This window comes from Pikeienuella piscinae, assembly GCF_011044155.1.
GTDB classification, from domain to species: domain Bacteria; phylum Pseudomonadota; class Alphaproteobacteria; order Rhodobacterales; family Rhodobacteraceae; genus Pikeienuella; species Pikeienuella piscinae.
The window spans coordinates 1313696-1337183 of record NZ_CP049056.1 but is presented as its reverse complement, the minus strand read 5'-3'; the positions used below and the strand labels follow the sequence as shown (position 1 = coordinate 1337183).

Annotated in this window: 22 protein-coding genes; 7 read left to right on the top strand and 15 right to left on the bottom strand. The window is 66.8% G+C overall.

All coding sequences use genetic code 11. The features are described from left to right. Positions 1 to 11: 11 nt before the first annotated feature. On the bottom strand, positions 12 to 995 hold the full coding sequence (locus G5B40_RS06485; RefSeq protein WP_211907426.1) for a zinc-dependent alcohol dehydrogenase: 984 nt from the start codon (positions 993 to 995) through the stop codon (positions 12 to 14). A gap of 50 nt (positions 996 to 1045) precedes the next feature. On the opposite strand from G5B40_RS06485, the gene mdoH reads away from it, so the two are divergent. Beyond that, a complete protein-coding gene (mdoH, locus tag G5B40_RS06480; protein WP_165096515.1) occupies positions 1046 to 2839 on the top strand; it encodes a glucans biosynthesis glucosyltransferase MdoH in 1794 nt (597 codons plus the stop codon). Between the two features lie 168 nt (positions 2840 to 3007). On the opposite strand, the gene G5B40_RS06475 is transcribed toward mdoH, so the two are convergent. Together G5B40_RS06475 and G5B40_RS06470 are read right to left on the bottom strand one after the other, a co-directional pair. After that, positions 3008 to 4537 carry a M81 family metallopeptidase gene (locus G5B40_RS06475; RefSeq protein WP_165096512.1) on the bottom strand — a complete coding sequence of 510 codons (1530 nt, stop codon included), beginning with the start codon at positions 4535 to 4537 and terminating at the stop codon, positions 3008 to 3010. Beyond that, on the bottom strand, positions 4534 to 5832 hold the full coding sequence (locus G5B40_RS06470; protein WP_246209725.1) for an ArgE/DapE family deacylase: 1299 nt from the start codon (positions 5830 to 5832) through the stop codon (positions 4534 to 4536). The genes G5B40_RS06475 and G5B40_RS06470 overlap by 4 nt, the downstream gene beginning before the upstream one ends. A 172-nt stretch (positions 5833 to 6004) precedes the next feature. On the opposite strand from G5B40_RS06470, the gene G5B40_RS06465 reads away from it, so the two are divergent. The 5 genes from G5B40_RS06465 to G5B40_RS06445 all read left to right on the top strand — a co-directional run bounded on the left by G5B40_RS06465 (position 6005) and on the right by G5B40_RS06445 (position 12305). Further along, entirely contained in the window at positions 6005 to 7630 is a 1626-nt protein-coding gene (locus G5B40_RS06465) for an ABC transporter substrate-binding protein (protein ID WP_165096508.1), read from the top strand. 66 nt (positions 7631 to 7696) lie between these two features. Then, on the top strand, positions 7697 to 8641 hold the full coding sequence (locus G5B40_RS06460; protein WP_165096505.1) for an ABC transporter permease: 945 nt from the start codon (positions 7697 to 7699) through the stop codon (positions 8639 to 8641). After that, positions 8638 to 9525: an ABC transporter permease gene (locus G5B40_RS06455; RefSeq protein WP_165096502.1), complete on the top strand. Its 888-nt coding sequence runs from the start codon at positions 8638 to 8640 to the stop codon at positions 9523 to 9525. The genes G5B40_RS06460 and G5B40_RS06455 overlap by 4 nt, the downstream gene beginning before the upstream one ends. Next, complete coding sequence (locus G5B40_RS06450; RefSeq protein ID WP_165096500.1) at positions 9522 to 11153, top strand: ABC transporter ATP-binding protein; 1632 nt, start codon at positions 9522 to 9524, stop codon at positions 11151 to 11153. Before G5B40_RS06455 ends, G5B40_RS06450 begins: the two co-directional genes overlap by 4 nt. 18 nt (positions 11154 to 11171) lie before the next feature. Further along, positions 11172 to 12305, top strand: coding sequence for a M20/M25/M40 family metallo-hydrolase (locus G5B40_RS06445; RefSeq protein WP_165096497.1), 1134 nt, complete (start codon positions 11172 to 11174; stop codon positions 12303 to 12305). A gap of 45 nt (positions 12306 to 12350) precedes the next feature. On the opposite strand, the gene hpxZ is transcribed toward G5B40_RS06445, so the two are convergent. The 10 genes from hpxZ to G5B40_RS06395 all read right to left on the bottom strand — a co-directional run bounded on the left by hpxZ (position 12351) and on the right by G5B40_RS06395 (position 21355). Then, positions 12351 to 12761 (bottom strand): oxalurate catabolism protein HpxZ, encoded by a 411-nt coding sequence (gene hpxZ / locus G5B40_RS06440; RefSeq protein ID WP_165096494.1) that lies wholly within the window; start codon positions 12759 to 12761, stop codon positions 12351 to 12353. After that, a complete protein-coding gene (locus tag G5B40_RS06435; protein WP_165096491.1) occupies positions 12758 to 13933 on the bottom strand; it encodes an amidase in 1176 nt (391 codons plus the stop codon). Before G5B40_RS06435 ends, hpxZ begins: the two co-directional genes overlap by 4 nt. Before the next feature lie 158 nt (positions 13934 to 14091). After that, on the bottom strand, positions 14092 to 15048 hold the full coding sequence (locus G5B40_RS06430; protein ID WP_165103331.1) for a branched-chain amino acid ABC transporter permease: 957 nt from the start codon (positions 15046 to 15048) through the stop codon (positions 14092 to 14094). 35 nt (positions 15049 to 15083) lie between these two features. Continuing rightward, positions 15084 to 15971: a branched-chain amino acid ABC transporter permease gene (locus G5B40_RS06425; protein ID WP_165096489.1), complete on the bottom strand. Its 888-nt coding sequence runs from the start codon at positions 15969 to 15971 to the stop codon at positions 15084 to 15086. A 79-nt stretch (positions 15972 to 16050) separates the two neighbouring features. Next, positions 16051 to 17247: an ABC transporter substrate-binding protein gene (locus tag G5B40_RS06420; RefSeq protein WP_165096486.1), complete on the bottom strand. Its 1197-nt coding sequence runs from the start codon at positions 17245 to 17247 to the stop codon at positions 16051 to 16053. A gap of 47 nt (positions 17248 to 17294) precedes the next feature. After that, complete coding sequence (locus tag G5B40_RS06415) at positions 17295 to 18014, bottom strand: ABC transporter ATP-binding protein (RefSeq protein WP_165096483.1); 720 nt, start codon at positions 18012 to 18014, stop codon at positions 17295 to 17297. Next, positions 18007 to 18756 carry an ABC transporter ATP-binding protein gene (locus G5B40_RS06410; protein ID WP_165096480.1) on the bottom strand — a complete coding sequence of 250 codons (750 nt, stop codon included), beginning with the start codon at positions 18754 to 18756 and terminating at the stop codon, positions 18007 to 18009. Before G5B40_RS06410 ends, G5B40_RS06415 begins: the two co-directional genes overlap by 8 nt. Before the next feature lie 413 nt (positions 18757 to 19169). Next, positions 19170 to 20360, bottom strand: a complete 1191-nt coding sequence (locus G5B40_RS06405; protein ID WP_165096477.1) for an FAD-dependent monooxygenase — start codon at positions 20358 to 20360, stop codon at positions 19170 to 19172. A 4-nt stretch (positions 20361 to 20364) separates the two neighbouring features. After that, on the bottom strand, positions 20365 to 20703 hold the full coding sequence (locus G5B40_RS06400) for an ArsC/Spx/MgsR family protein (protein WP_165096475.1): 339 nt from the start codon (positions 20701 to 20703) through the stop codon (positions 20365 to 20367). Between the two features lies 1 nt (position 20704). After that, positions 20705 to 21355, bottom strand: coding sequence for a pyrimidine 5'-nucleotidase (locus G5B40_RS06395; RefSeq protein ID WP_165096471.1), 651 nt, complete (start codon positions 21353 to 21355; stop codon positions 20705 to 20707). 54 nt (positions 21356 to 21409) lie between these two features. On the opposite strand from G5B40_RS06395, the gene G5B40_RS06390 reads away from it, so the two are divergent. Next, entirely contained in the window at positions 21410 to 22252 is an 843-nt protein-coding gene (locus G5B40_RS06390) for a class I SAM-dependent methyltransferase (protein ID WP_165096468.1), read from the top strand. Between the two features lie 10 nt (positions 22253 to 22262). On the opposite strand, the gene G5B40_RS06385 is transcribed toward G5B40_RS06390, so the two are convergent. Continuing rightward, on the bottom strand, positions 22263 to 22943 hold the full coding sequence (locus G5B40_RS06385; protein ID WP_165096466.1) for a DNA alkylation repair protein: 681 nt from the start codon (positions 22941 to 22943) through the stop codon (positions 22263 to 22265). A 7-nt stretch (positions 22944 to 22950) separates the two neighbouring features. Further along, complete coding sequence (locus G5B40_RS06380) at positions 22951 to 23469, bottom strand: hypothetical protein (RefSeq protein WP_165096463.1); 519 nt, start codon at positions 23467 to 23469, stop codon at positions 22951 to 22953. Positions 23470 to 23488 lie beyond the last annotated feature (19 nt).

Here is a 23488-nt window from a genome sequence, read left to right as displayed (position 1 = left end):
TACATCGGGCCTCACATGTAGCGAATGACTGTCGCCACGCCGGGCGCGTCGCGCGCGAGCAGGGCCGGCAGGCGGGTGGAAAGCTCTTCGAAGGCGACTTCGCTGTCAATCAGCGCGTCGAGCGCGGGATCGTCGAGCAGCGACAGCGCCTTCAGGAGCCGCCGGCGATGCGGCCAGCGGGGACGGCGGCTCGGGCTGACTGCGCTGACCTGGCTGGAGACGATGCTGAGCCGGCGCGAATGGAACGCCGCGCCGAGCGGAACCTCGACATCGCCCGCCCCATACCAGGAAAGTTCGACAAGCCGGCCTTCCTGCCCGAGGCGGCCGAGCGCCTCCGCCAGCCCCGCCGCCGTGGCGCTCGCGTGTATGGCGATGTCGAAGTTTTCGTCTTCGCGCGGGTCTGACGTGAAATTCACATTAAGTTCAGCGGCGATATCGGCGCGTCGCCTTATCGGGTCGCTCATGGTTACCTCTGTCCCCGGCATTCGCGCCGCGAGGCGCGCGACGAGGCAGCCGATCAGCCCGGCGCCGACGACGGCGATGCGGTCGCCGGGGCCGGCGCCTGCGTCCCAGAGCGCGTTGAGCGCCGTCTCCATGTTGGCGGCGAGCGCGGCGCGGCGGGGCGGCAGGCCGGGCGGTAGCGGGACGAGGTCGTCGGCCGGAAGCCGAAAGCGGGACTGATGCGGATGGAGCGCGAAGACATGACGGCCGATCAGGGCTTCGGGCCCGTCCTCGACTATACCCACCATGGCGTAGCCATACTTGACCGGGAAAGGAAAATTCCCCTCCTGATGCGGCGCGCGCATGCGCTGATGCTCGCTTTCCGGCACGCGGCCCTCATGCACCAGCCGTTCGGTGCCGCGCGAGATCAGCGACCACAGTGCGCGAATCTCGCACTCGCCGACGCCGATTTGGGTCTCGCGGAGCGCGGCCTCGCCGGGCGCGACATGCCAGAGCGCGCGCGGCGGCTTGGTTTCGGGGGATGTTCCAGTCATCCTCAAGCCATAACGCGCGGCGCGAAGCGGCGCACCAGAAAGCCGGCGAGATGAACAAGATTCTGCTGCACCCGGAAGCGGTCGGGCCGGTCGCGGCGCCGGTTGACTCGGAGCGGACCCCGGCCGGTCTGCAATCTGCTCGCGCGCTGACCAGACGGCGCGTCTTCGTCGCGGCGCTCAATCTTGTCACTCTGGGGCTGCTGGCGCTGGCGCTGTCCCGGATCTTCGGCGCCGGCGGCTGGAGCGCCGCGGATATCGTCATCTTCGTCAGCTTCCTCTTCGGTGCGCCGTGGACGATCATGGGGTTCTGGAACGCCATGATCGGGCTCTGGCTGCTGCATGGCGCGCGCCGCGGGCTGGCGGCGACGAGCCCGTTTCTGGCCGCAGGCGAAAGTGCGACGGCGCCCCGAACGCGGACGGCCATCGCCATGGCGCTGAGGAACGAGGACGCGGAGCGCGCGCTCGACAAACTTGTGAAGACGAAGCGAAGCCTCGATGCGGCCGGGTTTGGCGGCGGCTTCGACATCTTCGTTCTGTCCGACACCGACGACCCCGTGCTCGCGGCGGCCGAGGAGGCGGCGTTCGAGCGGCGCAGGGCGGCGCTCGGCCCCGGCGCGCGCTATCGCAGAAGGGCGCGCAACACCGGCTTCAAGGCCGGCAATCTGCGCGACTTCCTGCGTCGCTGGGGCAGGGGGTACGAATTCTTCCTGCCGCTCGACAGCGACAGCCGGATGTCGGGCGCGGCGATCCTGCGCATGGTCCGGATCATGGAGGCGCATCCGCGCCTCGGCATTCTTCAGTCTCTGGTCGTCGGCGCGCCGGCGACGAGCGCTTTCGCGCGGATCTTCCAGTTCGGCATGCGCGCGGGGATGCGCAGTTTCACCATGGGCGCCGCGTGGTGGCATGGCGATTGCGGCCCCTATTGGGGGCACAACGCCCTGGTGCGCGTCGCGCCCTTTCGGGCGAAATGCGCGCTTCCGGCGCTGCCGGGGGCGGGACCGCTGGGCGGTCATATCCTCAGCCATGACCAGATCGAGGCGGCGCTGATGCGGCGCGCGGGCTTTGAAGTGCGCGTCATGCCGGTGGAGACCGAGAGCTACGAGGATAATCCGCCGACGCTTTTCGACTTCACGCAGCGTGATCTGCGCTGGTGTCAGGGGAACATGCAGTATTGGCGCCTGCTCGGGCTCAAGGGGTTGAAGCCGATGAGCCGGTTCCAGGTTTTCGCCGCGATCATGATGTATTTCGGCGGGCCGGCCTGGATGCTGATGACCGCCGCCGCGGTCGCCAAAATCAACGAGCGCGATTATGCGGATATCGATTTCGCCTTCGCGATCCCGATGTTCCTGGTGATGTTCGGGGTTTCGCTTTTCCCGAAGATCGCCGGCTGGATCGACATCGCGCTGAGAACGGGCGGCGCAGCCGCTTATGGCGGGCGGGGGCGGTTCATCGCGGGGGCGGTGACGGAAACCCTGTTTTCCATGTTGCTTGCGCCGATCGTCGCCTTTCGCGTGACGATCTTCCTCGGCGGGCTAGCCTTCGGGCGGCGCGTCGGCTGGTCGGGCCAGCAGCGGGACGCGCGCCGTCTGAGCTGGACGACGGCGATCAGAGGGCTTTGGCCGCAGACCCTGTTCGGCGGGGGGCTGGCTGGGATCATCGCGCTCGGCGCGCCCTCGGCGTTGACCTGGGCGGCGCCGGTGCTCGCCGGGCTCTGCCTCGCCATCCCTTTCGCGGTCCTGACGTCGCATCCGGCGCTTGCCCGTTTCGCCACCCGCGTCCGTCTTTGCGCGATTCCGGAGGAATACGCGCCTGCTCCGGCGCCCGTTGCGCGAGCGGCCGCCTGAACGCATCGTCCCGCTCGTCGCGGGCGGGGCTGGACCCCCCAGTTCGGAAGTTCTCCGGCACAGGGATGGGATCGGCATCGCCCGCCCGTTCAGGAATAGATGGGGCTTCTGCTCAACTTCGCCCCGTCCGGCGACCAAATGCGCGAGCTCTGCGCGAGTCCCGCCCGTTCAGGGTGCGTAGGCCGCGCCGAGAGGCTCCAGCCGCACGCCCGCGCGGAGCCGTTTCCAGGGCAGGCTGGCCGGGCTGACCGGCATCGGCCCCGGCGCGGCGGCGGTAAGGATCGTCTCCGCGATCGGATCGAAATCGGCGCGAAAATGCACCGAGCTTTTCACGCAGAGGATTGCGGCCTCCTTCGGCTCGATCCCGACCTGCCGAAACATCGCCTGGTCGGCCATCTGCGCTTTGGCGGAGACGACCACGATGCGCACGCCATCGAGCACTAGGCAGGCCGAGGGGCCCATCTGAACCTCCTGCCCGCCATGATAGGGGCCGGGGCAGACAAAGCGTCCGTCGGAAAGCGCCTCGACCTCGAATTCCGTTTCCAGCGGCGTATCGCCGGGAATGCGTGATTTAGCGCCGAGCGAAAGCCGGACGCGGGCGCCGACGCCGGCCTCATGCGCCGCCGCCGCCGCCGCAGGGTCGTAGATCGAACCGATGGCTGGGCCGGGCGCGCCCGGCAGCGCGCGCGCCATATCCGCCGCCGCCGCACGGAGCGCGCGGACCATGCCCATCGTGTCGCTGTCGCCGCCGGCGCCGGGGTTGTCCTGGCTGTCGGCGATCACCACCGGCCGGTTCGCGGTCCGGGCGATGCGGATGGCTTCGGCGACCGCCTCGTCAGGGCCGAAGACGCGGCCGGTGAAGCGGGGCTCCGCTGCCACGACTGCGGCCATCAGCGCGTCCGCGTCCACTTCGGCGGTGTCGCCATATGCGGTCACGGCCGCGCCGCAATCGGCGAAGTCCGCGGCCGGAAAGCCCATGTTCAGGCTCATCGGCCAGTCGCCTTCGCACGCCTCCATCTGCGCGTAGAGCCCGTGCGCCGGCTCCATGTCAGTGCATTGCCAGGCGATCGGCAAGAGATAGGGCGCCTGGCGGAACGCTTTCAAAGGGCGCGCCGCGCCGTCGATCAGTCGGCCGAGCGCCCGGGCGGCGCGCGCGCCGGTGGCGTTCATATCGACATGCGGATAGGTGCGGTAGGAGACAAGGAGATCGGCCTCCTCGACCATTCGGGCCGTGACGTTGGCGTGGAGGTCGAGGCTGGAGATGATAGGGACATCCGGCCCGACCAGCGCGCGGACGCGGGCGAGGATCTCGCCCTCGCCGTCGTCGCGATGCGTCGTCACCATCGCGCCGTGCAGGTCGAGATAGACCCCGGCGAGCGGCAACGCCGCCTCGATCCCGGCGAGAAGCTTGCCTGTAATCGTCTCGAACGCCTCCTCCGTCACATGCGCGGAGGGGGAGGCGGCGGCCCAGACGGTCGGGATCACCTCCCAGCCGGCGGTCTCGCCATACGCCAGCGCGCCGGCGAAGCCGACATTCACTCCGCGGAGCGCCGCGACGGCGGCTTCGCCCTCGAAAACGCCGCCGGCGCCGCCGCCTTCGGTGAAGCATGCAAGCGTCGCCGGGCTCGGCGCGAAGGTGTTCGTCTCATGAAGGAAGCCGCCGATGGCGACGCGGGGCGGTCTCGTCGAGGAGTTCATGCTTTCACCAATCCGCACCAGGAGGCGATGAAGAGCGCCATCACCTCGGTTGAACGTTTGACCGAGTCGAGATCGACCCGCTCGTCGAATCCATGGATGTTTTCCGCGATCGGCCCCCAGCAGAGTGCCGGCATCCCGTGGTAGAGTCCGTAGAACCGCGTGTCGGTCAGCGCGGTCATCAGCCGTTCCTCGGGCGCCGGCGCGCCGAAGACCGTGGAGAAGGCGTCGGCGAACACCGACTCCGGCTCCTCGGCGTTCTCAAGCACCCAGCCTTCCGCCAGAAAGCCGTTCCAGACGACTTCAGGCGGGTTCTCCCGCAGGAACGGGTCGCCTGAGGCCGCCTGTGCGACGCAGCCCTGTATCTCCGCCTGCGCGTCCTCGATCCTGGCTCCCGGCAGGATGCCGATGCGGCAATCGACATCGCACCACGCCGGAACCGATGAGGGCCAGTCGCCGCCGGAAATGACGCCGGGATTGAAGTTCAGCGGATGATCGACATGCGCGTAAATCGGATGCGCTTTCGCGCGTTCGTTCCATTCGGCCTCCAGCCCCTGAAGCGCTTCCACCATCCGCATCGCGGCGGTGATGGCGTTGGATCCGGTCCCGGCCACGGCGACATGGGTGGGCCGGCCACGCACCCGGAGACGAAACCAGAGCACGCCGACCTGGGCGCGCGTCAGACAATGGTCGCCCGGCTCCGGTATGAGCACGCAGTCGGCGCGATAACCCCTTTGGCAGGCGGAGAGCGCACCGAGACCGGTGCTCTCCTCCTCGATCACCGACTGGAGATGCACCGGCGCCGCAGGCGCGTAGCCGGCGGCGCGGATCGCGTCGAGCGCGAAGAGCGCGCCGACGAGTCCGGATTTCATGTCGCCGGCGCCGCGGCCATGCATCCAGCCGTTCCTGATCGCGGGTTCGAAAGGCGGCGTCGTCCACATCTCAAGCGGACCCGGCGGCACCACATCGACGTGGCCCTGAAGAATCAGCGACCGGCCAGTCGCCGTTTCCGGGCGCCATGAGCCGACAACGGTGCGGGCGCGCGAAAAATCATGCGTGACCGGACCGAAGCCGGGAAGGGGGGCGAGCGCCGCCGGGTCGATCGTCCAGGCGTCGACGGCGTAGCCGCGTTCGCGGAGCGCGGCCTCCATCATGTCCTGCGCCGGGGCCTCCTGACCACGGACCGAGGGGATCGCGACCAGCTCCGCGAGAAACCGGGTCTGCGCCTCGAATCCCGCTTCGACAGCGCGCCTGATCGCCGCGTTCGCCCCGGAATCGGGGGGCTTCATGCTCGTCATGGCGTATCCTCCGCAGACGAATTTCTACCGCAGTCATGGGCTTGCGGGATTGAATCCGAGGTTTGTTGACAACGCTTAAGTCGTGCGGCCATCCTTTGTAAAGAAACGGAAAAAGAACACGGCCCCCGACCCGGTTGTTCGGGTCGAATATCCAACGGAGAGAGAGTTTCAAATGAACAATAAGACAAGATCGAATCCATGGAGTGGTCTGCAAAGCGTGCTGGGTAACGCCGCGCGCTTGTCCGCCGCCGCCGCGGTCGGCGCCTTGCTGCTCGGAACCGCCGCGCAAGCGCAGACGATCCGGGCGGTGAAACACTCCGCCCTTCGCGTGCTCGACCCGATCATCACCACCGCCTACATGTCGCGCAACCATGGCTACATGGTCTACGACACGCTGGTGGCGATGGATGAGAACTTCGAGGTCCAGCCCCAGATGGCGAGCTGGGAAATCTCCGAAGACGGTCTGACGTATACGTTCACGCTCCGCGACGGGCTGAAGTTCCATGACGGCGCGCCGGTCACCGCCGAGGACGTGATCGCCTCCATCAAGCGCTGGGGCGAGCGTGACGGCATGGGCCAGAAGCTGATGGACTTCGTCGCCGACATGTCCGCGGACGGCGACAACGTGATGGTCATGACGCTGAAGGAGCCTTACGGGCTGGTGCTCAACAGCCTCGGCAAGCCCTCCTCGAACGTTCCTTTCATCATGCCGAAGCGCCTGGCCGACACGCCGTCGACCGAGCCGGTGGCCGAGCAGATCGGCTCCGGCCCGTTCCGCTTCGTCGAGGACGAATTCCAGCCGGGCGTCATCACGGTCTATGAGAAATTCGAGGATTACGTGCCGCGCGACGAGCCCGCGAGTTGGGCCGCCGGCGGCAAGGTCGTGAAGGTCGATCGCGTCGAATGGGTGGTGATGCCCGACGATCAGACCACGCTCAGCGCGCTCCAATCCGGTGAGATCGACTACTGGGAAAGCCCGCCTTCGGATCTTCTGCCGATTCTTCAGGGCAGTCCCGACCTTACTGTCAAGAACCTGAACCTTCTCGGATATCAGACCATCATGCGGCCGAACTTCCTGCATCCGCCGATGGACAACAAGCTGATCCGGCAGGCGGCGTTGGAGGCGCTGAACCAGCAGGACTTCATGGATGCGATGATCGGCAACCCCGAACTCTATCAGCTCTGCGGCGCGATGTTCATCTGCGGTACGCCTCTGGAAACCGATGTCGGCTCCGCCGATTTCGTGAACGGCACCGGCATGGACAAGGCGAAGGCGCTTCTGGAGGAAGCCGGCTATGACGGCACGCCGGTGGTCATCATGCACCCGACCGATGTCGCGACGCTGCGCACGCAGCCGGTCGTCGCGGCGCAGGCGCTGCGCGATGCTGGTTTCACGGTCGATCTTCAGGCGATGGACTGGCAGACCCTTGTCGGAAGACGCGCCAGCCAGGCCCCGATCGCCGATGGCGGCTGGAACATGTTCTTTACCAACTGGGTTGGCGCGGATGTGTTCAACCCGATCGTGAACAACATGGTGAACGGGCGCGGCCCGGAGAATGGCGGCTGGTTCGGCTGGCCTGACCTCCCGAAGGCGGAAGAGCTTCGCGACGCCTACGCCCGGTCCACCGATCCCGCGGAGCAGAAGAAGATCGCGGAGGAGCTTCAGGCCTTCGGCTATGACGAAGTGATGTATGTTCCGATCGGCCAGTACATCGTGCCGAGCGCATGGTCCAACAAGCTGGAAGGCGTGCTGGATGCGCCGGCGCCTCTGTTCTGGAACATCTCGAAGACGGAATAGCCGCCTCGCCGGTTCTGCGGCCCGTCCCTGACGGGGCGGGCCATCTCCCTGAATTGGAGGCGCGCGATGCTCAGATATATCATCGGCCGTATACTCGCCGCGATCCCCGTCATGGGTTTCGTCGCGCTCTTCGTCTTTCTCCTGCTGCGGCTGACGCCGGGCGATCCGGCGGCGATCATCGCCGGCGACGCGGCGACGCCCGAACAGCTTGAGCGCATACGCGAGAGCCTCGGCCTGAACGACCCGCTGCATGTCCAGTTCATCACCTGGATCGGCAACCTGCTGCAGGGCGATTTCGGCAAATCGGTGCTGTCCGGCAAGCCGGTGATGGAGATGATAAAGGGCCGGTTGGACCCGACGATCAGCCTCGCGCTCACGACGATGTTCCTTTCGATCGTCATCGCGGTGCCGCTCGGCGTCGTCGCGGCATGGAAGCAGGGGACGCTGATCGACAGATTCGTCATGGCGATCTCGGTGCTGGGCTTCTCGGTGCCGGTTTTCGTGATCGGCTATATCCTGATCTCGATCTTCGCGCTCGATCTGAACCTGTTCCCGGTGCAGGGCTTCAAGTCGATCTCTGAAGGGCTCGGCCCGTTCGCCGCCCGGATCACGCTGCCTACAGTGACGCTGACGCTGCTCTATATCGCGCTGATCGCGCGGATCACCCGAACCTCGATGCTGGAGATCCTCGGTGAGGACTACGTGCGCACCGCCCATGCGAAAGGGCTGAGCGACCATCGGGTTCTGATGCGTCACGCGCTCCGGAACTGCGCGGTGCCGATCGTCACGATCATCGGGATCGGCTTCGCGCTGATCGTTTCGGGCGTCGTCGTCACGGAGACGGTGTTCAATCTGCCGGGGCTTGGGCGGCTGACGGTGGATGCGGTGCTGGCGCGCGATTACCCGGTGATCCAGGCGGTGATCCTGCTGGCTTCGCTGGTCTATGTCGTCATCAACCTGCTGATCGATATCGCCTATGTCTTTCTCGATCCGAGGATCCGTTACGCATGAGCGAAGAAGCCGTATTCAACGCGCCGGCGAAACCATCTTCCTTCGGGCAGGCGCTGGGAATCCTCGGCTCCAGCAAGATCGTCGCGATCGCGTCCGCGCTGCTTATCATCATCATCCTCGTCTCGATCTTCGCGCCGCTGATCGTGCCGCATGATCCCGTCCGGCTGAACCCGAGCCAGAGATTGAAACCACCTTCGGCGGAATATCTTGTCGGCACCGACGCCTACGGCCGCGATCTGCTTTCGCGGGTGATCTATGGCGGGCGAATCTCGCTCGTCGTCGGGCTTGGCGCGGCGATCGCGGCGGTGGCGCTCGGTCTCGTCATCGGGCTGGCCGCCGGGTTCTTCCAGCGTCTCGACGCGGTGGTGATGCGGATCGTCGATGGGCTCATGGCGATCCCGAGCATCCTGCTCGCCATCGCCATCGTGTCGCTCTGGGGCGCGTCGCTCTGGACGGTTCTCGTCGCGATTACGGTTCCCGAGGTGCCGCGCGTGGTGCGTCTGGTTCGCTCGGTCGTGCTTTCCGCGCGCGAGGAGCCTTATGTCGAGGCGGCGATCGCCGCCGGCTCGTCCACATGGCGGATCCTGGTCCGCCATCTTCTTCCGAACACGATCGCGCCGCTGATCGTTCAGGGCACCTATATCTGCGCTGCGGCGATCCTGGTGGAGGCGATTCTCAGTTTTCTCGGCGCCGGCATCAACCCGGAGACGCCGACCTGGGGCAACATCATGGCCGAGGGGCGGATCTATTTTCAGATCAATCCAGGCATCATCCTCTGGCCGGGGCTCGTCGTCTCGATCACGATCCTCGCCATCAATCTCGTCGGCGACGCGGTGCGCGATGCGCTGGACCCGCGAATGGCGAAACGGGGGATCGACCGATGAGCGACGCGCTTCTCGAAATCCGCGATCTCCGGATCGCGCTGGACGGCGACTCGGCGGCGGAGGTGGTCAAAGGCGTCTCGCTCAGCATCCAGCCGGGTGAGACGATGTGCCTGGTCGGCGAATCCGGCTCCGGCAAATCGCTGACCGCGCTCGCGACGATGGGGCTTCTGCCGAGTGCGCTGAAGGCGACGCAGGGCGAGATTCTGCTGAAAGGAGAGAACCTTCTGGCCGCTTCCTCGTCCCGGCTTCGGGGCCTGCGCGCCAGCGCGATGTCGATGATCTTTCAGGAGCCGATGACGGCGCTGAACCCGGTTCACCGTGTCGGCGAGCAGATCGCCGAGGTGCTTGAGGCCCATACGAAGCTGGACCATCGTTCTTCCCGGCGGCGGGTGATCGAGATGATGGAGGAGGTGCATCTTCCATCGCCCGAGAGCCTTTACGCCAGCTTCCCGCACCAGCTCTCGGGCGGTCAGCGCCAGCGCATCATGATCGCGATGGCGCTGGTGTTGCGGCCACAGCTTCTGATCGCGGACGAGCCGACGACCGCGCTGGATGTGACGACGCAGAAGCAGATCCTCGCGCTGATCCGCGAATTACGCGAAACCACCGGCGCGGCGGTTCTCTTCATCACGCATGACATGGGCGTCGTCGCCGAAATCGCCGACAACGTGACGGTCCTGCGCCTTGGCGAAGTGCAGGAGACGCGCCCGGTCGGCGAGTTGCTGCGCACGCCACGCACCGAATACAGCCGGCAGCTCTTGCGGGCGGTGCCGAACCTCACGCCGCGCGCGCCGCGCCCGGTCGTTGATGCGCCCACCGTGCTGGAGACGAAGGGCCTCGGGAAGGTCTACGGCGCCCCCGGCTGGCGCGGAAAGGGCCGCGAGGTGGTGGCGGCGAAGGGCGTCGATCTTTCGTTGCGGCAGGGCAGGACGCTCGGCATCGTCGGCGAATCCGGTTCCGGCAAGTCCACCGTCGCGCGCTGCATCGTCCGGCTGATCGACCCGACGGAAGGCTCGATCAGGATTTCGGGCGAAGAGATCGCGACACTCGGCCAGAAGGCGCTCAAGCCGCACCGGAAACGCGTGCAGATCGTGTTTCAGGACCCGTTCCGCTCTCTCAACCCGCGGATCGAGGTCGGCGCGTCGATCACCGAGGGGCCGACGAATTTCGGCGTGCCGCAGAAGGAGGCGATGAAGCGCGCACGCGAGCTGCTGGAGCTTGTCGGCCTGCCGGCCAGCGCCGTGGACCGCTTCCCGCATCAGTTCTCCGGCGGCCAGCGCCAGCGCATCGCCATCGCGCGCGCTCTGGCGATGGACCCCGATCTTCTGGTCGCCGACGAGGCGGTCTCCGCGCTCGACGTCTCTGTTCAGTCGCAGGTGCTGGATCTTCTTGCGGAGATTCAGGAGCGGCTGGGCGTCGGGCTCCTGTTCATCACGCACGATCTGCGGGTCGCGGCGCAGATCTGCGACGACGTGATGGTGATGCAGAAAGGCGAGGTGGTCGAATACGGCCCCGCAGCCGAGGTTCTTGGCGCCCCGCGCAACGACTATACTCGCGCGCTTATCGACGCGGCGCCGGGGCGCGACTGGGATTTCGCGCGTTTCCGCCCAGTGGCGGAAGCGTCCTGAGACCGAATGGAGCAGAGAATGAAGATCGCTGAATTGCCTTTCGACGTGGAGGCCATGCTGAAGGGCCTGAGAGTCTGGGTGGAGACGGAAAGCCCAACCTTTGTTCCCGCCGCCGTGAACCGGATGATGGATGTCGCCTCACGCGATCTGGCGCTGATGGGCGCGACGATCGAGCGGATTCCCGGCCGTATGGGCTGGGGCGACTGCGTGCGCGCCCGGATGCCCCACACGCGCCAGGGTGAGCCGGGCGTGCTGATCATGGCGCATCTCGACACCGTGCACCCGATCGGGACGCTGGAGGCGCTGCCCTATCGGCGTGAGGGCGACCGCGCCTACGGGCCGGGCATCTGTGACATGAAGGGCGGGACGTATCTGAGCCTCGAGGCGCTCCGCGTCCTCGCGCGTGTCGGGGTGGAGACGCCGCTGCCGGTCACCATCCTGCTGACCAGCGAAGAGGAGATCGGCACGCCCTCCGCGCGCGATCTGGTCGAAGCGGAGGCGGCGCGGCAGAGATACATCCTGGTGCCCGAGCCGGGCCGGGAGGGCGGCGGCTGCACGACCGGGCGCTACGCCATCGCCCGCTTCAACATCGCCACCGACGGCAAGCCGAGCCACGCCGGCGCGCAGCTTTCGGCGGGCCGCTCGGCGATCCGCGAAATGTGTCGGCGCATCATCGAGATCGAGGCGATGACCGGCGAGGATTGCACGTTCTCTGTCGGGGTCCTGCACGCCGGCACTTGGGTGAACTGCGTCTCCTCGCGCGCTGAGGCGGAGGTGCTGTCGATGGCCAAGCGACAGGAGGATCTCGATGCAGGCGTGGCGAAGATGCTGGCGATGGCGGACGCCGACGCGGAGGTGGCGTTCCATGTTTCGCGCGGCGTCACCCGCCCGGTCTGGGAGCCGAACGGAGAAACGATGGCGCTTTACGAGATGATGAAGGGCTTCGCGGCCGAGCTTGGCATCGAAAGTTACCATGAAGCGTCCGGCGGCGGCTCCGACGGCAATTTCACCGGCGCGCTCGGGTTCCCGACGTTGGACGGGCTCGGCGTCGAAGGCGCGGGCATCCATACGCTGAACGAGCACATCAATGTCCCGACGCTCGAATCCCGCGGGCGGATCATGGCCGGGATGCTGGCGACGCTGGCGGACTGACCGAGGCGGACGCCGCGAGAGCGCCTTCCAAGCGGCCGGGCTGGATCACCAGAGCGGCTCCGGGTTCACGGTCGAGACATGGGCGGAGACGACCTTCCAGCCCAGATCGGGAAAGCGCACCCAGGTCTGGCTTTGCCGTCCGACGATATCCCGGTCGCGCACCTGGAATTCGAGATTGACGCTGGCGAAATCCCGGCCGAGGGTCAGGATTTCAAGCCGGCGGCGCGCCCCTTTCAAGCCCGGTCCGGGCGGTCGTGCGGTCCGGTGGCGATGGATTTCGTCGAATCCGTAGCCGTTCTCGTGCATCGCATAGCGGATCGTGTGCGGGCTGCGCCAGAACGTGTCGTCGAGAACGCCGACGTCCTTCTCGACCAGCGCGGTCTCGTAGCGTTCGAAGAGCTGGCGGATCTCCTCCACGACTTCGGGGATGTTCGCCGTCCGGTCCGGGGTGGTCATCGCTGATCCTCCAAGGCTTGCGCGACGGCGGCGAGGGTCATGTCCGCGCCCCGCGCGCCGATGATCGAAAGGCCGACGGGCGCGCCCTCCGCCTCGCCGAGAGGCAGGCTGAGTTGTGGATGCCCCGCAAGGCCGCCATGCGCGGCGAGACAGTTGATCCGGTCACGCGCCCGGTCGAGAACGGGGAGCGGCTGCCCCCGGAGCGGCGCGACCGAGGGCGTGGTCGGCATGCAGAGAATCGCGTCGCCCGAGAGCAGATGCGCGAGCCGCCCCCGCGCCTCGTCGCGCATCAGGGCCGCCCAGGCGAGATCCGCCTTCTCGACCATCGATCCGGCCAGAAGCGAACGGGCGACAAGAAAGGCGAAGCGCGGGTTTTCCTGTTCGACCCAGGGTTGGAAGGTCTTCCATGCTTCCGCCATCTGGAGAGTGCGCTGCGCGCGCCCCCAGACCGAAAGCCCCTGTGGCGCGAGCAGGTCTTCGCGCACCGAGCCAAGTAGCGCGCCGAGCCGCTTGACCGCGGGCGCGAGTGCGTCGCGCACCGCCTCGTCCGCGAAACCGAACGCATCGACGGCGACGATCAACTCGTTCGGCAGGGCGGTGGGCGGCCGCTCATCCAGCATCGCCTGGCTGACGGCGAGGAATGTGGCGGCGTCGCGCGCGAACCATCCGGTGGTGTCCGAACTCGGCGCTTGCGGGGCCATCCCCTGCAGCGGCAACCGTCCATGGGTCGGACGGATGCCGTAAAGGCCGCAGAAACTGGCGGGAACGCGGACCGAGCCGCCGGTGTCCGTTCCGAGCGCAGCGTCGCAAAACGCCTGCGCGACAGCTGAAGCTGAACCGGAGGACGAGCCGCCCGGCACGCGGTCAGGCGCACGGGGATTCAGCGGCGTTCCATCATGCGCGTTCTCACCCAGAAGTCCGAGCGAAATCTCATCAGTGATCGTCTTGCCGACAAGGGTCGCGCCCGCGTCCAGCAGCTTCTGCACCGCCCACGCGTTTTTCGTCGCCATCGGGTGGGTGCGCGCCCAATCCGGATTGCCGGCGCCAGTCCGCGCGCCGGCGACATCGAACAGATCCTTCGCGACGAAAGTCCTGCCGCGGAGCGGCCCGTCCGGGGCGCCTTCGACCCGGATATCGGCGCCTGGCGCGAGGAAGTTGCTTCTGGACGGCATCTATGCCCCGCGTTCGGAAAATGTTGCGACCGGGCGGAAGCCTAATCACTCATTTCGCCGAGACCAAGCCATATGGAGAAAACACCGGGCGAGGGCGGCGCTGAGCGTCGCCGCGCCCGAAGCCCCGACACGCGGTCGCGCCGGCCGCAGGCCTCGGGTCAGAGCGGACGTTTCAGCCAACGTGAGATCACGCCGATGATGCCCTCGCGGAACAGGAGGACGCCGAGCACGAAGATGATCCCCTGAATCACCATCACCCAGGCGCCAAAGGTCGCGAGATAGTTCTGCATCGTTACGATCACTGCGCCGCCCACCAACGGGCCGAAGACGGTGCCCATCCCGCCGAGCAGGGTCATCAGCACCACTTCGCCCGACATCATCCAGTGTACGTCGGTCAGGGAGGCGAGCTGGAACACCTGGCTTTTCGTCGCTCCCGCCAGCCCGGAGAAGGTGGCGGACAGGACGAACACCATGAGCTTGTAACGGTTTACGTTGTAACCCAGTGAAATCGCGCGCGGCTCGTTCTCGCGGATCGCTTTCAGCACCTGGCCGAAGGGCGAATGGACGATGCGGTAGAGGAAGAGGATACCGCCGAAAGTCACGGCGAGCACGAAGAAGTAGAGCGAAATGTTGCTTTCGAGCGAGATGAGCCCGAAGAGCGCGCCGCGCGGGACGGACTGGATGCCGTCCTCGCCGCCGGTGAACGGGACCTGCAGGGCGAAGAAATAGACCATCTGCGCGAAGGCCAGCGTGACCATGGCGAAGTAGATGCCCTGCCGGCGGATCGACAGCGCGCCGATCGCCAGCCCGAGAATCGCCGCCGCCGCCGTGCCGCAGAGCACCGAAAGCTCTGGTGTCAGGCCCCAGACCTTGGCGGCGTGCGCAGCGACATAGCTCGCCCCGCCGAAATAGGCCGCGTGACCGAACGACAGCAGCCCGCCGAAGCCGAGCAGCAGGTTGAACGCGGCGGCGAAAAGCGCAAAGCACATCACCTTCATCGCGAAGACCGGATAGACCATGAACGGCAAGACGAGAAGAAAGACCAGCAGCACGGCGAAGATCGCCTTGTGGAGCGTGGGCATTCCCGCGGCCTGCGGCGTGGGGGGCGCGATCATGGCGCCGACATCGGCGTTGGTATCCTGCACAGCCATTACGCGGTCCTCCCGAACAGACCTTCGGGTTTTATCAGCAGTACGATCGCCATGATGACGAAGATCACCACGGCCGAGCCTTCCGGATAGAACACCCGCGTCAGACCCTCGACGACGCCGAGCATGTAACCCGTCACGATCGCGCCCATGATCGAACCCATGCCGCCGATCACCACCACCGCGAATACGACGATGATGAGGTCGGCGCCCATGTTGGGGTTCACCGAATAGATCGGCGCCGCCAGCACGCCCGCGAACCCGGCGAGGGCCACGCCGAAACCGTATGTCAGCATGATCAACAGCGGCACGTTGATCCCGAAGGCGCTAACCAGCGCGGGATTCTCCGTGGCGGCGCGCAGATAGGCGCCAAGCCGCGTCTTTTCGATGATGAACCAGGTGCCGAAGCAGACCACGACCGACGCGACGACGACCCAGGCCCGATAGTTGGGGAGGAACATGAAGCCGAGATTCTGGCCGCCCGCCAGCTGGGAGGGGATCTGGTAGGGAAGCCCGGACACGCCGTAAAAGTTGTGGAGCAGCCCCTGGATGATGAGCGCCAGCCCGAACGTGAGCAGCAATCCATAGAGATGGTCGAGTTGATAGAGCCGCGACAGCATGGTGCGTTCAAGCACGATCCCGAACGCGCCGACGATGAGCGGCGCCAGGATCAGAGCCGGCCAGTAACCTATTCCGAGATAGTTCAACAGCATCCACGCCACGAACGCGCTCGCCATGTAGAGCGCGCCATGCGCGAAATTGATGATGTTGAGCAGGCCGAAGATCACGGCAAGCCCCAGCGACAGAACCGCGTAGAACGACCCGTTGATGAGGCCGAGCAGAAGCTGCCCCATAAGGACCTGCGGCGGAATTCCCAGAAGCTCGAACATGGCGGCGTCCCGATGCGTTGTCGTCTGTAAGTGTCCGCCGCCCCCGGTGAAGGCCGAGGGGCGGCGGCGCGTTAGGATCTTACTTCTTGGTGAAGTCGCACTCTTCCAGCATCGGCAGGAAGGCGTCCTCGCCCGCGATCGTGGCGACCGTGGTGTAGAGATCCCACTCGCCCGTCGACTCGTCAGGCGATTTGACCTGGTAGAGATACATGTCGTGGATACCACGGCCGTCGCCCCGGATATGACCCTTTCCGAAGAGGACGTCGTCGAAAGGCGTCTCCTTCATCTTCGCCGCGACCGTCTCGCCATCGGTGGTGCCGACAGCCTTGACCGCGCGGAGATAGTGCAGCGTGCTGGAGTAGACGCCGGCCTGAACCATGCTGGCCATCGAGCCGTGACGCTCCAGGAACCGGGCCGACCATTCCCGCGCGCCCTCGTCCTGGTCCCAGTAATAGGCGCCGGTCAGCGAAAGACCCGTCCGGGTTTCAGGGCTGAGCGCGTGAACGTCGGTAATGAAGAACAGGAGCGCGGCGAGCTTCTGCCCGGCCTGGGTGATGCCGAACTCCTGAGCCTGCTTGATCGCGTTCACCGTGTCGCCGCCGGCGTTGGCGAGGCCGATCACATCGGCGCCGCTGCCCTGCGCCTGCAGCAGGAACGACGAGAAATCGGTGGCGGGGAACGGCACGTCGACGGTGCCGACGACTTCGCCGCCATTGGCTTCGACGACGGCGGCGGTGTTCTCCTCCAGCGAATGGCCGAAGGCGTAATCGGCGGTGAGGAAGAACCATTTCTCCCCGCCCGCGAGGGTCATCGCCTTGCCGGTTCCGTTGGCGAGGGCGGCGGTGTCATAGGTCCAGTGGATCGTTGTCGGCAGGCACTGCTCACGGGTGAGCGCGGTGGAGCCGGCGCCGGAATTGACGAGAACGCCGTTATTGTCGGCGGTGATCTGCGCGACGGCGAGCGCGACGGATGAGGTCGGCACGTCGAGGATCGCGTTCACGCCTTCTTCATCATACCACTTGCGGGCGATGTTGGAGCCGATGTCCGGCTTGTTCTGGTGATCGGCGGAGACGATCTCGATGTTGAGTCCGCCCTCCTCGGCCATGAAATCCTCGGCCGCCATCTGCGCGGCGACGACCGAGCCTTCGCCGGTCAGGTCGGAATAGATGCCCGAACGGTCGTTCAGCACGCCCAGTTTGACGTTGATCTCCTGGGCGTATCCCGCCCCGGCGACAAGCGCGCAGAGCGCCGTGCCCAGTGCCAGCTTCTTCATCATGTGATCATCCTCCTTCAGGTGACGGTGGTTCGTCGGTCAGACGGGCTTCAGACGCCGAGATAGGTCTGCAGTTTGTCGGTATTGGCGTCGAGATCCGCATTCGTGATCATGTCGATCACCTTGCCCTGCTCGACCACATAGTGACGGTCGGCGACAGAGGCGGCGAAGTGGAAATTCTGCTCCACCAGCACGATGGTGAAACCCAGCTTCTTCAATTCCCCGATGGTGCGGCCGATATGCTTGACGATAACGGGCGCAAGCCCCTCCGTCGGCTCATCCAGCAGCAGAAGCTTCGCGCCGGTGCGCAGGATGCGCGCGATAGCCAGCATCTGCTGCTCGCCGCCGGACAGTTTCGTGCCCTGGCTGCGCCGGCGCTCCTTCAGATTGGGGAAAAGTTCATAGATCCGCTCAACCTCCAGACCGCCTTCGGCGATCCGCGGCGGCAGCATCAGGTTTTCATCGACATGCAGCGACGAAAAAATGCCGCGCTCCTCGGGGCAGATGGCGATGCCGAGTTTCGCGATGTGGCGTGACGGCATCGCAATCGTCTCGGCGCCGCCGAAACTGACCGAGCCCTCCCGTCGCGGCAGCATGCCCATGATCGCGAGCAGGGTCGATGTCTTGCCCGCGCCGTTGCGGCCCAGGAGGGTGACGACCTCGCCGGTGTTCACCTCGAAGTCGACGCCATGCAGCACATGGCTTTCGCCATACCAGCCCTGAAGGCCCTGAACGCGCAGAAGAGCGGCGCCTTGTGCGGCTTCAGTCATTGCCCGCTCCAATATAAGCCTCGATCACTTCCGGCGATTTGGAGACGGTCGCGTAATCGCCCTCCGCCAGGACCTCGCCGCGCGCCAGCACGGTTATCCGGTCAGACAAGTTGGCGACGACCGACAGGTTATGCTCCACCATCAGAATGGTGCGGTTCCTGGCCACGCGCCGGATCAGCGCCGAGATACGCTCGACATCCTCCTGCGTCATGCCGGCCATCGGCTCATCGAGCAGCAGCATTTCCGGCTCGAGCGCCAGCGTCGCCGCGATCTCCAGTGCGCGCTTGCGTCCGTAGGACAACTGGGCGGCGCGGTGATCCAGGAATTCGGTCAGGCCGACTTCGTCGACATAAGAGCGCGCCGCCTCGTCGAAGCGCGTCAGCGATTTCTCCGAGCGCCAGAAATCATAGCTCTCGCCACGCTTGCGCTGAAGCGCGACGCGCACGTTCTGCAACACACTTAGATCCGGGAACACGGCTGAAATCTGAAACGAGCGCACCATGCCGAGTCGCGCGATTTCCGCTGGCGGCAGGCGGGTTATGTCGCGGCCCTCGTAATGGATGGCGCCGCGGGTCGGTTGGAGGAACTTGGTCAGCAGGTTGAAGCAGGTGGTCTTGCCGGCGCCGTTCGGCCCGATCAAGGCGTGGATCGTTCCTTTTTCGACCGTGAGATCGACATTGTTGACGGCCACGAACCCCTTGAACTCTTTCGTAAGCCCGCGCGCCTCGAGCGCTATACTCATATGAACTTCATCCCCCTGCGCAGCTCCGTGTTCCGCTGACGTTTTACGTGTCGGCGGCATGTGCGCCGCGGCGAATCGCTCTTAACGGGTGGCTGCTGAATGTAAATGGGCGGAGGGCGCGACGGCCGCGCTGCGGCGCATCCGCAGAGCCCGGCGCCAGCGGGGCGAGGCGAAGTCGGGAAACGAGTTTCTCCGTATCGGAGCGGCGCTTATGGTGATTCCAGCGCCTCGCTCACGGGTGCTTGTGTTAAGATTTTCTTACGTGAGATGGGGGCGAGCGCGGCGTTGGGCCGCAGGAGCGAGCCTTTGCGAATCTTCGATTCGCGCTGCCGCACGCCATCCCGGCGATCGCCCATCCGAATCGGATTTAAGGGGCCGTTTCGATGGTGAAGCGAAACAGCGGCTGATTCGCTTCAGCGCAACCCGAGCCCGAGCCGCATCGCCAGCCGCCGCGCCGGGGGGACGCGGATAAGCGCCCCGAGGCCAAACCGGCGAAGATCCCGGATGGGCTGCGCGCCGGTCATGGCGGCGCGATTCAGCGCGTCGATTCCGGCGACGCGGGCGGCGAGCTCCGGCCAGCGGCGCTGATAGCGGGCGAGGGCGCTTGGCGCGCCGGGTTCGCCCTCTCCGGTCGCGGCGACCAGCGCGGCGATATCTCCGAGCGACATGTTCAGCCCCTGCGCGCCGATTGGCGGCACGACATGCGCGGCCTCGGCGATCAGCGCCACGCGAGGCGCGGTCAGCCGGTGGGCGATCAGCCCGGCGATCGGCCATGTGGCGCGCGCCGTGACCGGGCGGAGCCGGCCGAGAATTCCGAGGCTGCGTTCATTCAGCGCCGCTTCGAAGGCTGCGTCGTCGAGCGCCGCGAGCCGGTCGGCCTCCGCCGTGCGCTCCATCCAGACAACGGAGGAACGCGGGCCGGGCGTCCCGTCCGGGTCCGGCCCGTCGGCCATGGGGACGAGCGTGAACGGCCCGCCAACGCGGTGAATCTCGGTCGAGACGGCTTCGTGGGGCCGCCCGTGACTGACGACGCAGACCAGCGCCTTTTGCCCATATCCCCAGCGCCGCGCGCCAATGCGGGACAGAGCGCGCACCCGGCTGTCGCGCCCGTCCGCCCCGATGACGAGCTTCGCGCGCACCACTTCGCCTGTCGAGAGCCGGGCGATGGCGACGTCGCGCCGCAGCGTCAGGGCGTCCAGCGCCGCGCCGTTCATCACCTGCGCCGAGGGGAGCGCGGCGAGCCGCTCCTCCAGCGCGCGCCGGATCGCCGCATTGGCGACATTCCAGCCGAAAGGCGGCTCGCCAACTTCCTCGGCGTGGAAGTCGCCGGTCTCGCGGGCGCGGTTCTCGCGTCCGCCGGCGTCGATCAGGCGCATGGTTTCCAGCGGCGCGGATTCGCCGGCGAGCAGCGGCCAGACGCCGATTTCGGTCAGAAGATCGACAGCGGGGCGCAGAAAGGCGGTCGTGCGGGTGTCGGCGGCGGCGGCGCCGGGCGCGGCGCGCTCAACGCAGGTGACCCGCCTGCCGGCGTCGGCGAAGGCGGCGGTCGCGGTCAGCCCGGCGACGCCGCCGCCAACGACAAGGATCTCGCAGGTCTCGCTCATCGGGTCAGAGCAGCGCGGCGCGAGCGTCGTCGCTCCAGCCTATGAAAAGCGCTTCCGACGTTTCTATCACCGGCCGCTTTATCAGCGCGGGATTGGTCGTCAGCAGAGCCAGCGCGCCCGGGCCGTCGGCGGCCGCGCGTTCACCTTCGTCCAGTCCGCGCCATGTCGTGGAGCGGCGGTTCGTCAACGCCCCGGCCCCGGAGCGTTCGAGCCAGCGGGCGATATCGTCCCCGGTCGCCTCTTTGCGAATATCGACGAATTCGACCCCGCGCCCCGCCGCCTCCAGCGCTTTCATGGCCTTGCGGCAGGCGTCGCAGTTCTTCAGGCCGAACAGTCGGATCATTTCATCTCTCCAGAACCATTTTGAGGAACCCGGCCAGGTCGCCTGTGGTCGCGTCGGCGTGTTCGTGCGCCTCGGTCTTCTCGGTGATCCAGAGCGTCCGCATACCCATCTCGCGCGGCGCGGCGAGATTGCGCAGGTCGTCTTCGACCATCGCGGCGCCCTTCGCGTTCAACCGGTCGGCGGCGAAAACCCGCTCGAACGCCGCGCGCTGCGGTTTCGGCGCGTAACCTGCGTCCTCAACCCCGTAGCGCGCGTCAAACAGCCCGTCGAGGCCGCGCGCCGCCAGCACCCGGTCTGCGTGAAGACGCGAGCCGTTGGTGTAGACGATCTTGCGGCCGGGCAGGGCGGCGATGGCGGCGCCCAGGTCTTTGTCCCGTTCCAGCGCCGAGAGGTCGATATCGTGCACATCGTCGAGAAACGGCGCCGGATCGACGCCGTGAACCTGCATCAGTCCGGCGAGCGTGGTGCCGTATTCGCGCCAGTAAACCTCGCGCAGGCGCTCCGCCTCCGCTGCGTCCACATTCGCGGTTCGCATGACATAGGCGGTCATCTTCGCCACGATCTGGTCGAAGAGCTTCGCCGAGGGCGGATAGAGCGTGTTGTCGAGGTCGAAGACCCAAGCGTGCGCGGTGCGAAAAAGAGCGTGAGGCATGGCGCCTATCTATCGGATAGGCTGTGCTCTGGGCAATGGCGACGGGAGGGGGTCATGGCGAGGAAAGCGGACTGGAGCGGCGCGCTGGGTGAGAAATGGGCGCGGCGGGCGTCGGTGATGGAGCGTATGCTCGCGCCGTTCGGCATGGCGGCGATGGATGCGCTCGGCGATATCGAGGGACGAGTGGCGCTGGATCTCGGCTGTGGCGGCGGCGCGAGCACCTTCACGCTGGCCGGACGCGGGGCGACGGCGTTTGGCGTCGACGTCTCGCCTGATCTGATCGCACTCGCGGCGGAGCGCCGGGCGCGGGCGAAGGGGCCGGGCCGGAGGGTGGGCTTTCGATGCGCCGACGCCGCGACGGCGGTTTTCGCCGCGCCGGTCGGGGCGCTCTTTTCGCAGTTCGGCGCAATGTTCTTCGACGAGCCGCTCCCGGCTTACGCGCATCTCCGTCGGGCGATGGCGCCGGGTGCGCCGCTCGCCATCGCCTGCTGGCGCACGGTGCGCGAGAACGAATGGGCGACGGCCCCGCTCGACGCGGCGAAGGCGCTGCTGCCGCCGACGCCGCCGCCCGATCCGCGCGCGCCCGGCCCCTTCGCCTGGGCGAAGCCGGAGGAGAGTTTCGCGCCGATGCTGGAGGCGGCGGGCTGGCGCCGCGTCGCATGGGCGCCGGCCGACGCGGTCGTTGAGTTCGGGGCGGGGATGGGGGGCGACAAGGTGGAGGCGGCGACGCGTTTCGCCATGGAGATCGGGCCGATGGCCTCACGCTTGCGCGATGTTTCGGAAGGGGTGCGGCGCAAGGTGGAAAGCGCGGTCCATGCCGCGATGGCGAAGCGCGCGGCTTGCGATGGCCGCCCACAGGCGACGGCGGCGGCCTGGATCGTGACGGCGCGGGCCTGAGGGCGAGGGGCTACGCCCGAAGAAATTTTCCCGCTTCGCGTAGGGCGAAGGGTTTCAGCCGCTCGCCATGCGCGGTGAGGAAGGCGCGCGCCCGCTCCGGATGGTGTTTCGAGAGGGAGCGCAGCCACCACGCGATGGCCTTCTGGATGAACCATTCGCGATCGCCAGCATATGACGCCGCCCAGCCGAGCGCGCGTTCGCGGTGGGCCAGATCCGCCGCGCGCGGGTGACGTTGTTTCGCCCAGGGCAGCGTGAAGGTGAGAGCGGCCCGGCGGGTCCAGAAATTTTCCGCCTTCGTCCAGGTCTCAACCTCGTCCAGCCGCTCCGGCGCGGCGACGAGGCGCCGTGAGCCGACATCCGCAGCGCGATCCGCGATCGCCCAGGCGTCGAATTGCTGGGCCCAGCTTGTGACCAGCCGCCAGACGGGTTCGTCCTCCGGGATCCGTGCCTGAACCAGCAGCTTCGCCGCGGCGATTCGCGCTTCGTGGATGTCGCTTCGCCAGAGCGCCTCGGCGAGGGCGGTGCGGCCCGCGATGTCCAGCGCCCCCCGCCATTCGGCGACCAGCGCGTCGACGCCGGCGTTCGGCAGGCCGAGATAGACTCGCGGCGCCTTGTGATAGGCGACCATGCGCGCGGCGTTGGCGGCGTCGCCGCGCGCTTTCAGCGCCCTGAGCGCATCCGCGGCGTTCATCGCCGCGTCAGAACAGTTTCGAATTGACCCGCGGCAGCATGGCGATGCGCAACTGGCCCGAACCCTCCTTGCGCAGCCCGTAGAGCCGGCCGTTCTCCAGCCAGTATTCGGAGACGACGGCGCCATGCGCGACACGCAGATGGCCGTCCTTGGAGATCCGGCCCTTGCGGCGGAAGGCGGTGGCGGGTTTCGCCCACGGCTCGTACGGGGCGTGAAGATCCATCACCTCGACTTCGCCATTCGCGGCGATCTTCAGCACATAGAGGTCGTGGCACCATTTGCCGTCCCAGCCCGCGCTGCCCCATTTGCCCGACAGTCGAGCCCATTCCGCCGGCACGTCGCTGCCCGGCGGTTCGATCTTCGCCACGGTGAAGAGGTCGACTGTATAGCAGTCCTCCACCACCGTCCTGTCGAAGGGTGTCGGGCCGGTTGCGACGGCTTTCTTTTCGGTTGCGCAACCGCTCAACCCCAGAATCGTCAGAACGCCCACGAGAAGCCGGCCGACGCCGCTTCGGGAAAACCTCATGCCTTCATCCCCTGCCGGC

What these genes read in the sequence shown, in the direction of transcription:
- G5B40_RS06485 (WP_211907426.1), bottom strand. Translation starts at nt 995, where the DNA reads ATGACTGGAACATCCCCCGAAACCAAGCCGCCGCGCGCGCTCTGGCAT.
- mdoH (WP_165096515.1), top strand. Translation starts at nt 1,046, where the DNA reads ATGAACAAGATTCTGCTGCACCCGGAAGCGGTCGGGCCGGTCGCGGCG.
- G5B40_RS06475 (WP_165096512.1), bottom strand. Translation starts at nt 4,537, where the DNA reads ATGAACTCCTCGACGAGACCGCCCCGCGTCGCCATCGGCGGCTTCCTT.
- G5B40_RS06470 (WP_246209725.1), bottom strand. Translation starts at nt 5,832, where the DNA reads ATGACGAGCATGAAGCCCCCCGATTCCGGGGCGAACGCGGCGATCAGG.
- G5B40_RS06465 (WP_165096508.1), top strand. Translation starts at nt 6,005, where the DNA reads ATGAACAATAAGACAAGATCGAATCCATGGAGTGGTCTGCAAAGCGTG.
- G5B40_RS06460 (WP_165096505.1), top strand. Translation starts at nt 7,697, where the DNA reads ATGCTCAGATATATCATCGGCCGTATACTCGCCGCGATCCCCGTCATG.
- G5B40_RS06455 (WP_165096502.1), top strand. Translation starts at nt 8,638, where the DNA reads ATGAGCGAAGAAGCCGTATTCAACGCGCCGGCGAAACCATCTTCCTTC.
- G5B40_RS06450 (WP_165096500.1), top strand. Translation starts at nt 9,522, where the DNA reads ATGAGCGACGCGCTTCTCGAAATCCGCGATCTCCGGATCGCGCTGGAC.
- G5B40_RS06445 (WP_165096497.1), top strand. Translation starts at nt 11,172, where the DNA reads ATGAAGATCGCTGAATTGCCTTTCGACGTGGAGGCCATGCTGAAGGGC.
- hpxZ (WP_165096494.1), bottom strand. Translation starts at nt 12,761, where the DNA reads ATGACCACCCCGGACCGGACGGCGAACATCCCCGAAGTCGTGGAGGAG.
- G5B40_RS06435 (WP_165096491.1), bottom strand. Translation starts at nt 13,933, where the DNA reads ATGCCGTCCAGAAGCAACTTCCTCGCGCCAGGCGCCGATATCCGGGTC.
- G5B40_RS06430 (WP_165103331.1), bottom strand. Translation starts at nt 15,048, where the DNA reads ATGATCGCGCCCCCCACGCCGCAGGCCGCGGGAATGCCCACGCTCCAC.
- G5B40_RS06425 (WP_165096489.1), bottom strand. Translation starts at nt 15,971, where the DNA reads ATGTTCGAGCTTCTGGGAATTCCGCCGCAGGTCCTTATGGGGCAGCTT.
- G5B40_RS06420 (WP_165096486.1), bottom strand. Translation starts at nt 17,247, where the DNA reads ATGATGAAGAAGCTGGCACTGGGCACGGCGCTCTGCGCGCTTGTCGCC.
- G5B40_RS06415 (WP_165096483.1), bottom strand. Translation starts at nt 18,014, where the DNA reads ATGACTGAAGCCGCACAAGGCGCCGCTCTTCTGCGCGTTCAGGGCCTT.
- G5B40_RS06410 (WP_165096480.1), bottom strand. Translation starts at nt 18,756, where the DNA reads ATGAGTATAGCGCTCGAGGCGCGCGGGCTTACGAAAGAGTTCAAGGGG.
- G5B40_RS06405 (WP_165096477.1), bottom strand. Translation starts at nt 20,360, where the DNA reads ATGAGCGAGACCTGCGAGATCCTTGTCGTTGGCGGCGGCGTCGCCGGG.
- G5B40_RS06400 (WP_165096475.1), bottom strand. Translation starts at nt 20,703, where the DNA reads ATGATCCGACTGTTCGGCCTGAAGAACTGCGACGCCTGCCGCAAGGCC.
- G5B40_RS06395 (WP_165096471.1), bottom strand. Translation starts at nt 21,355, where the DNA reads ATGCCTCACGCTCTTTTTCGCACCGCGCACGCTTGGGTCTTCGACCTC.
- G5B40_RS06390 (WP_165096468.1), top strand. Translation starts at nt 21,410, where the DNA reads ATGGCGAGGAAAGCGGACTGGAGCGGCGCGCTGGGTGAGAAATGGGCG.
- G5B40_RS06385 (WP_165096466.1), bottom strand. Translation starts at nt 22,943, where the DNA reads ATGAACGCCGCGGATGCGCTCAGGGCGCTGAAAGCGCGCGGCGACGCC.
- G5B40_RS06380 (WP_165096463.1), bottom strand. Translation starts at nt 23,469, where the DNA reads ATGAGGTTTTCCCGAAGCGGCGTCGGCCGGCTTCTCGTGGGCGTTCTG.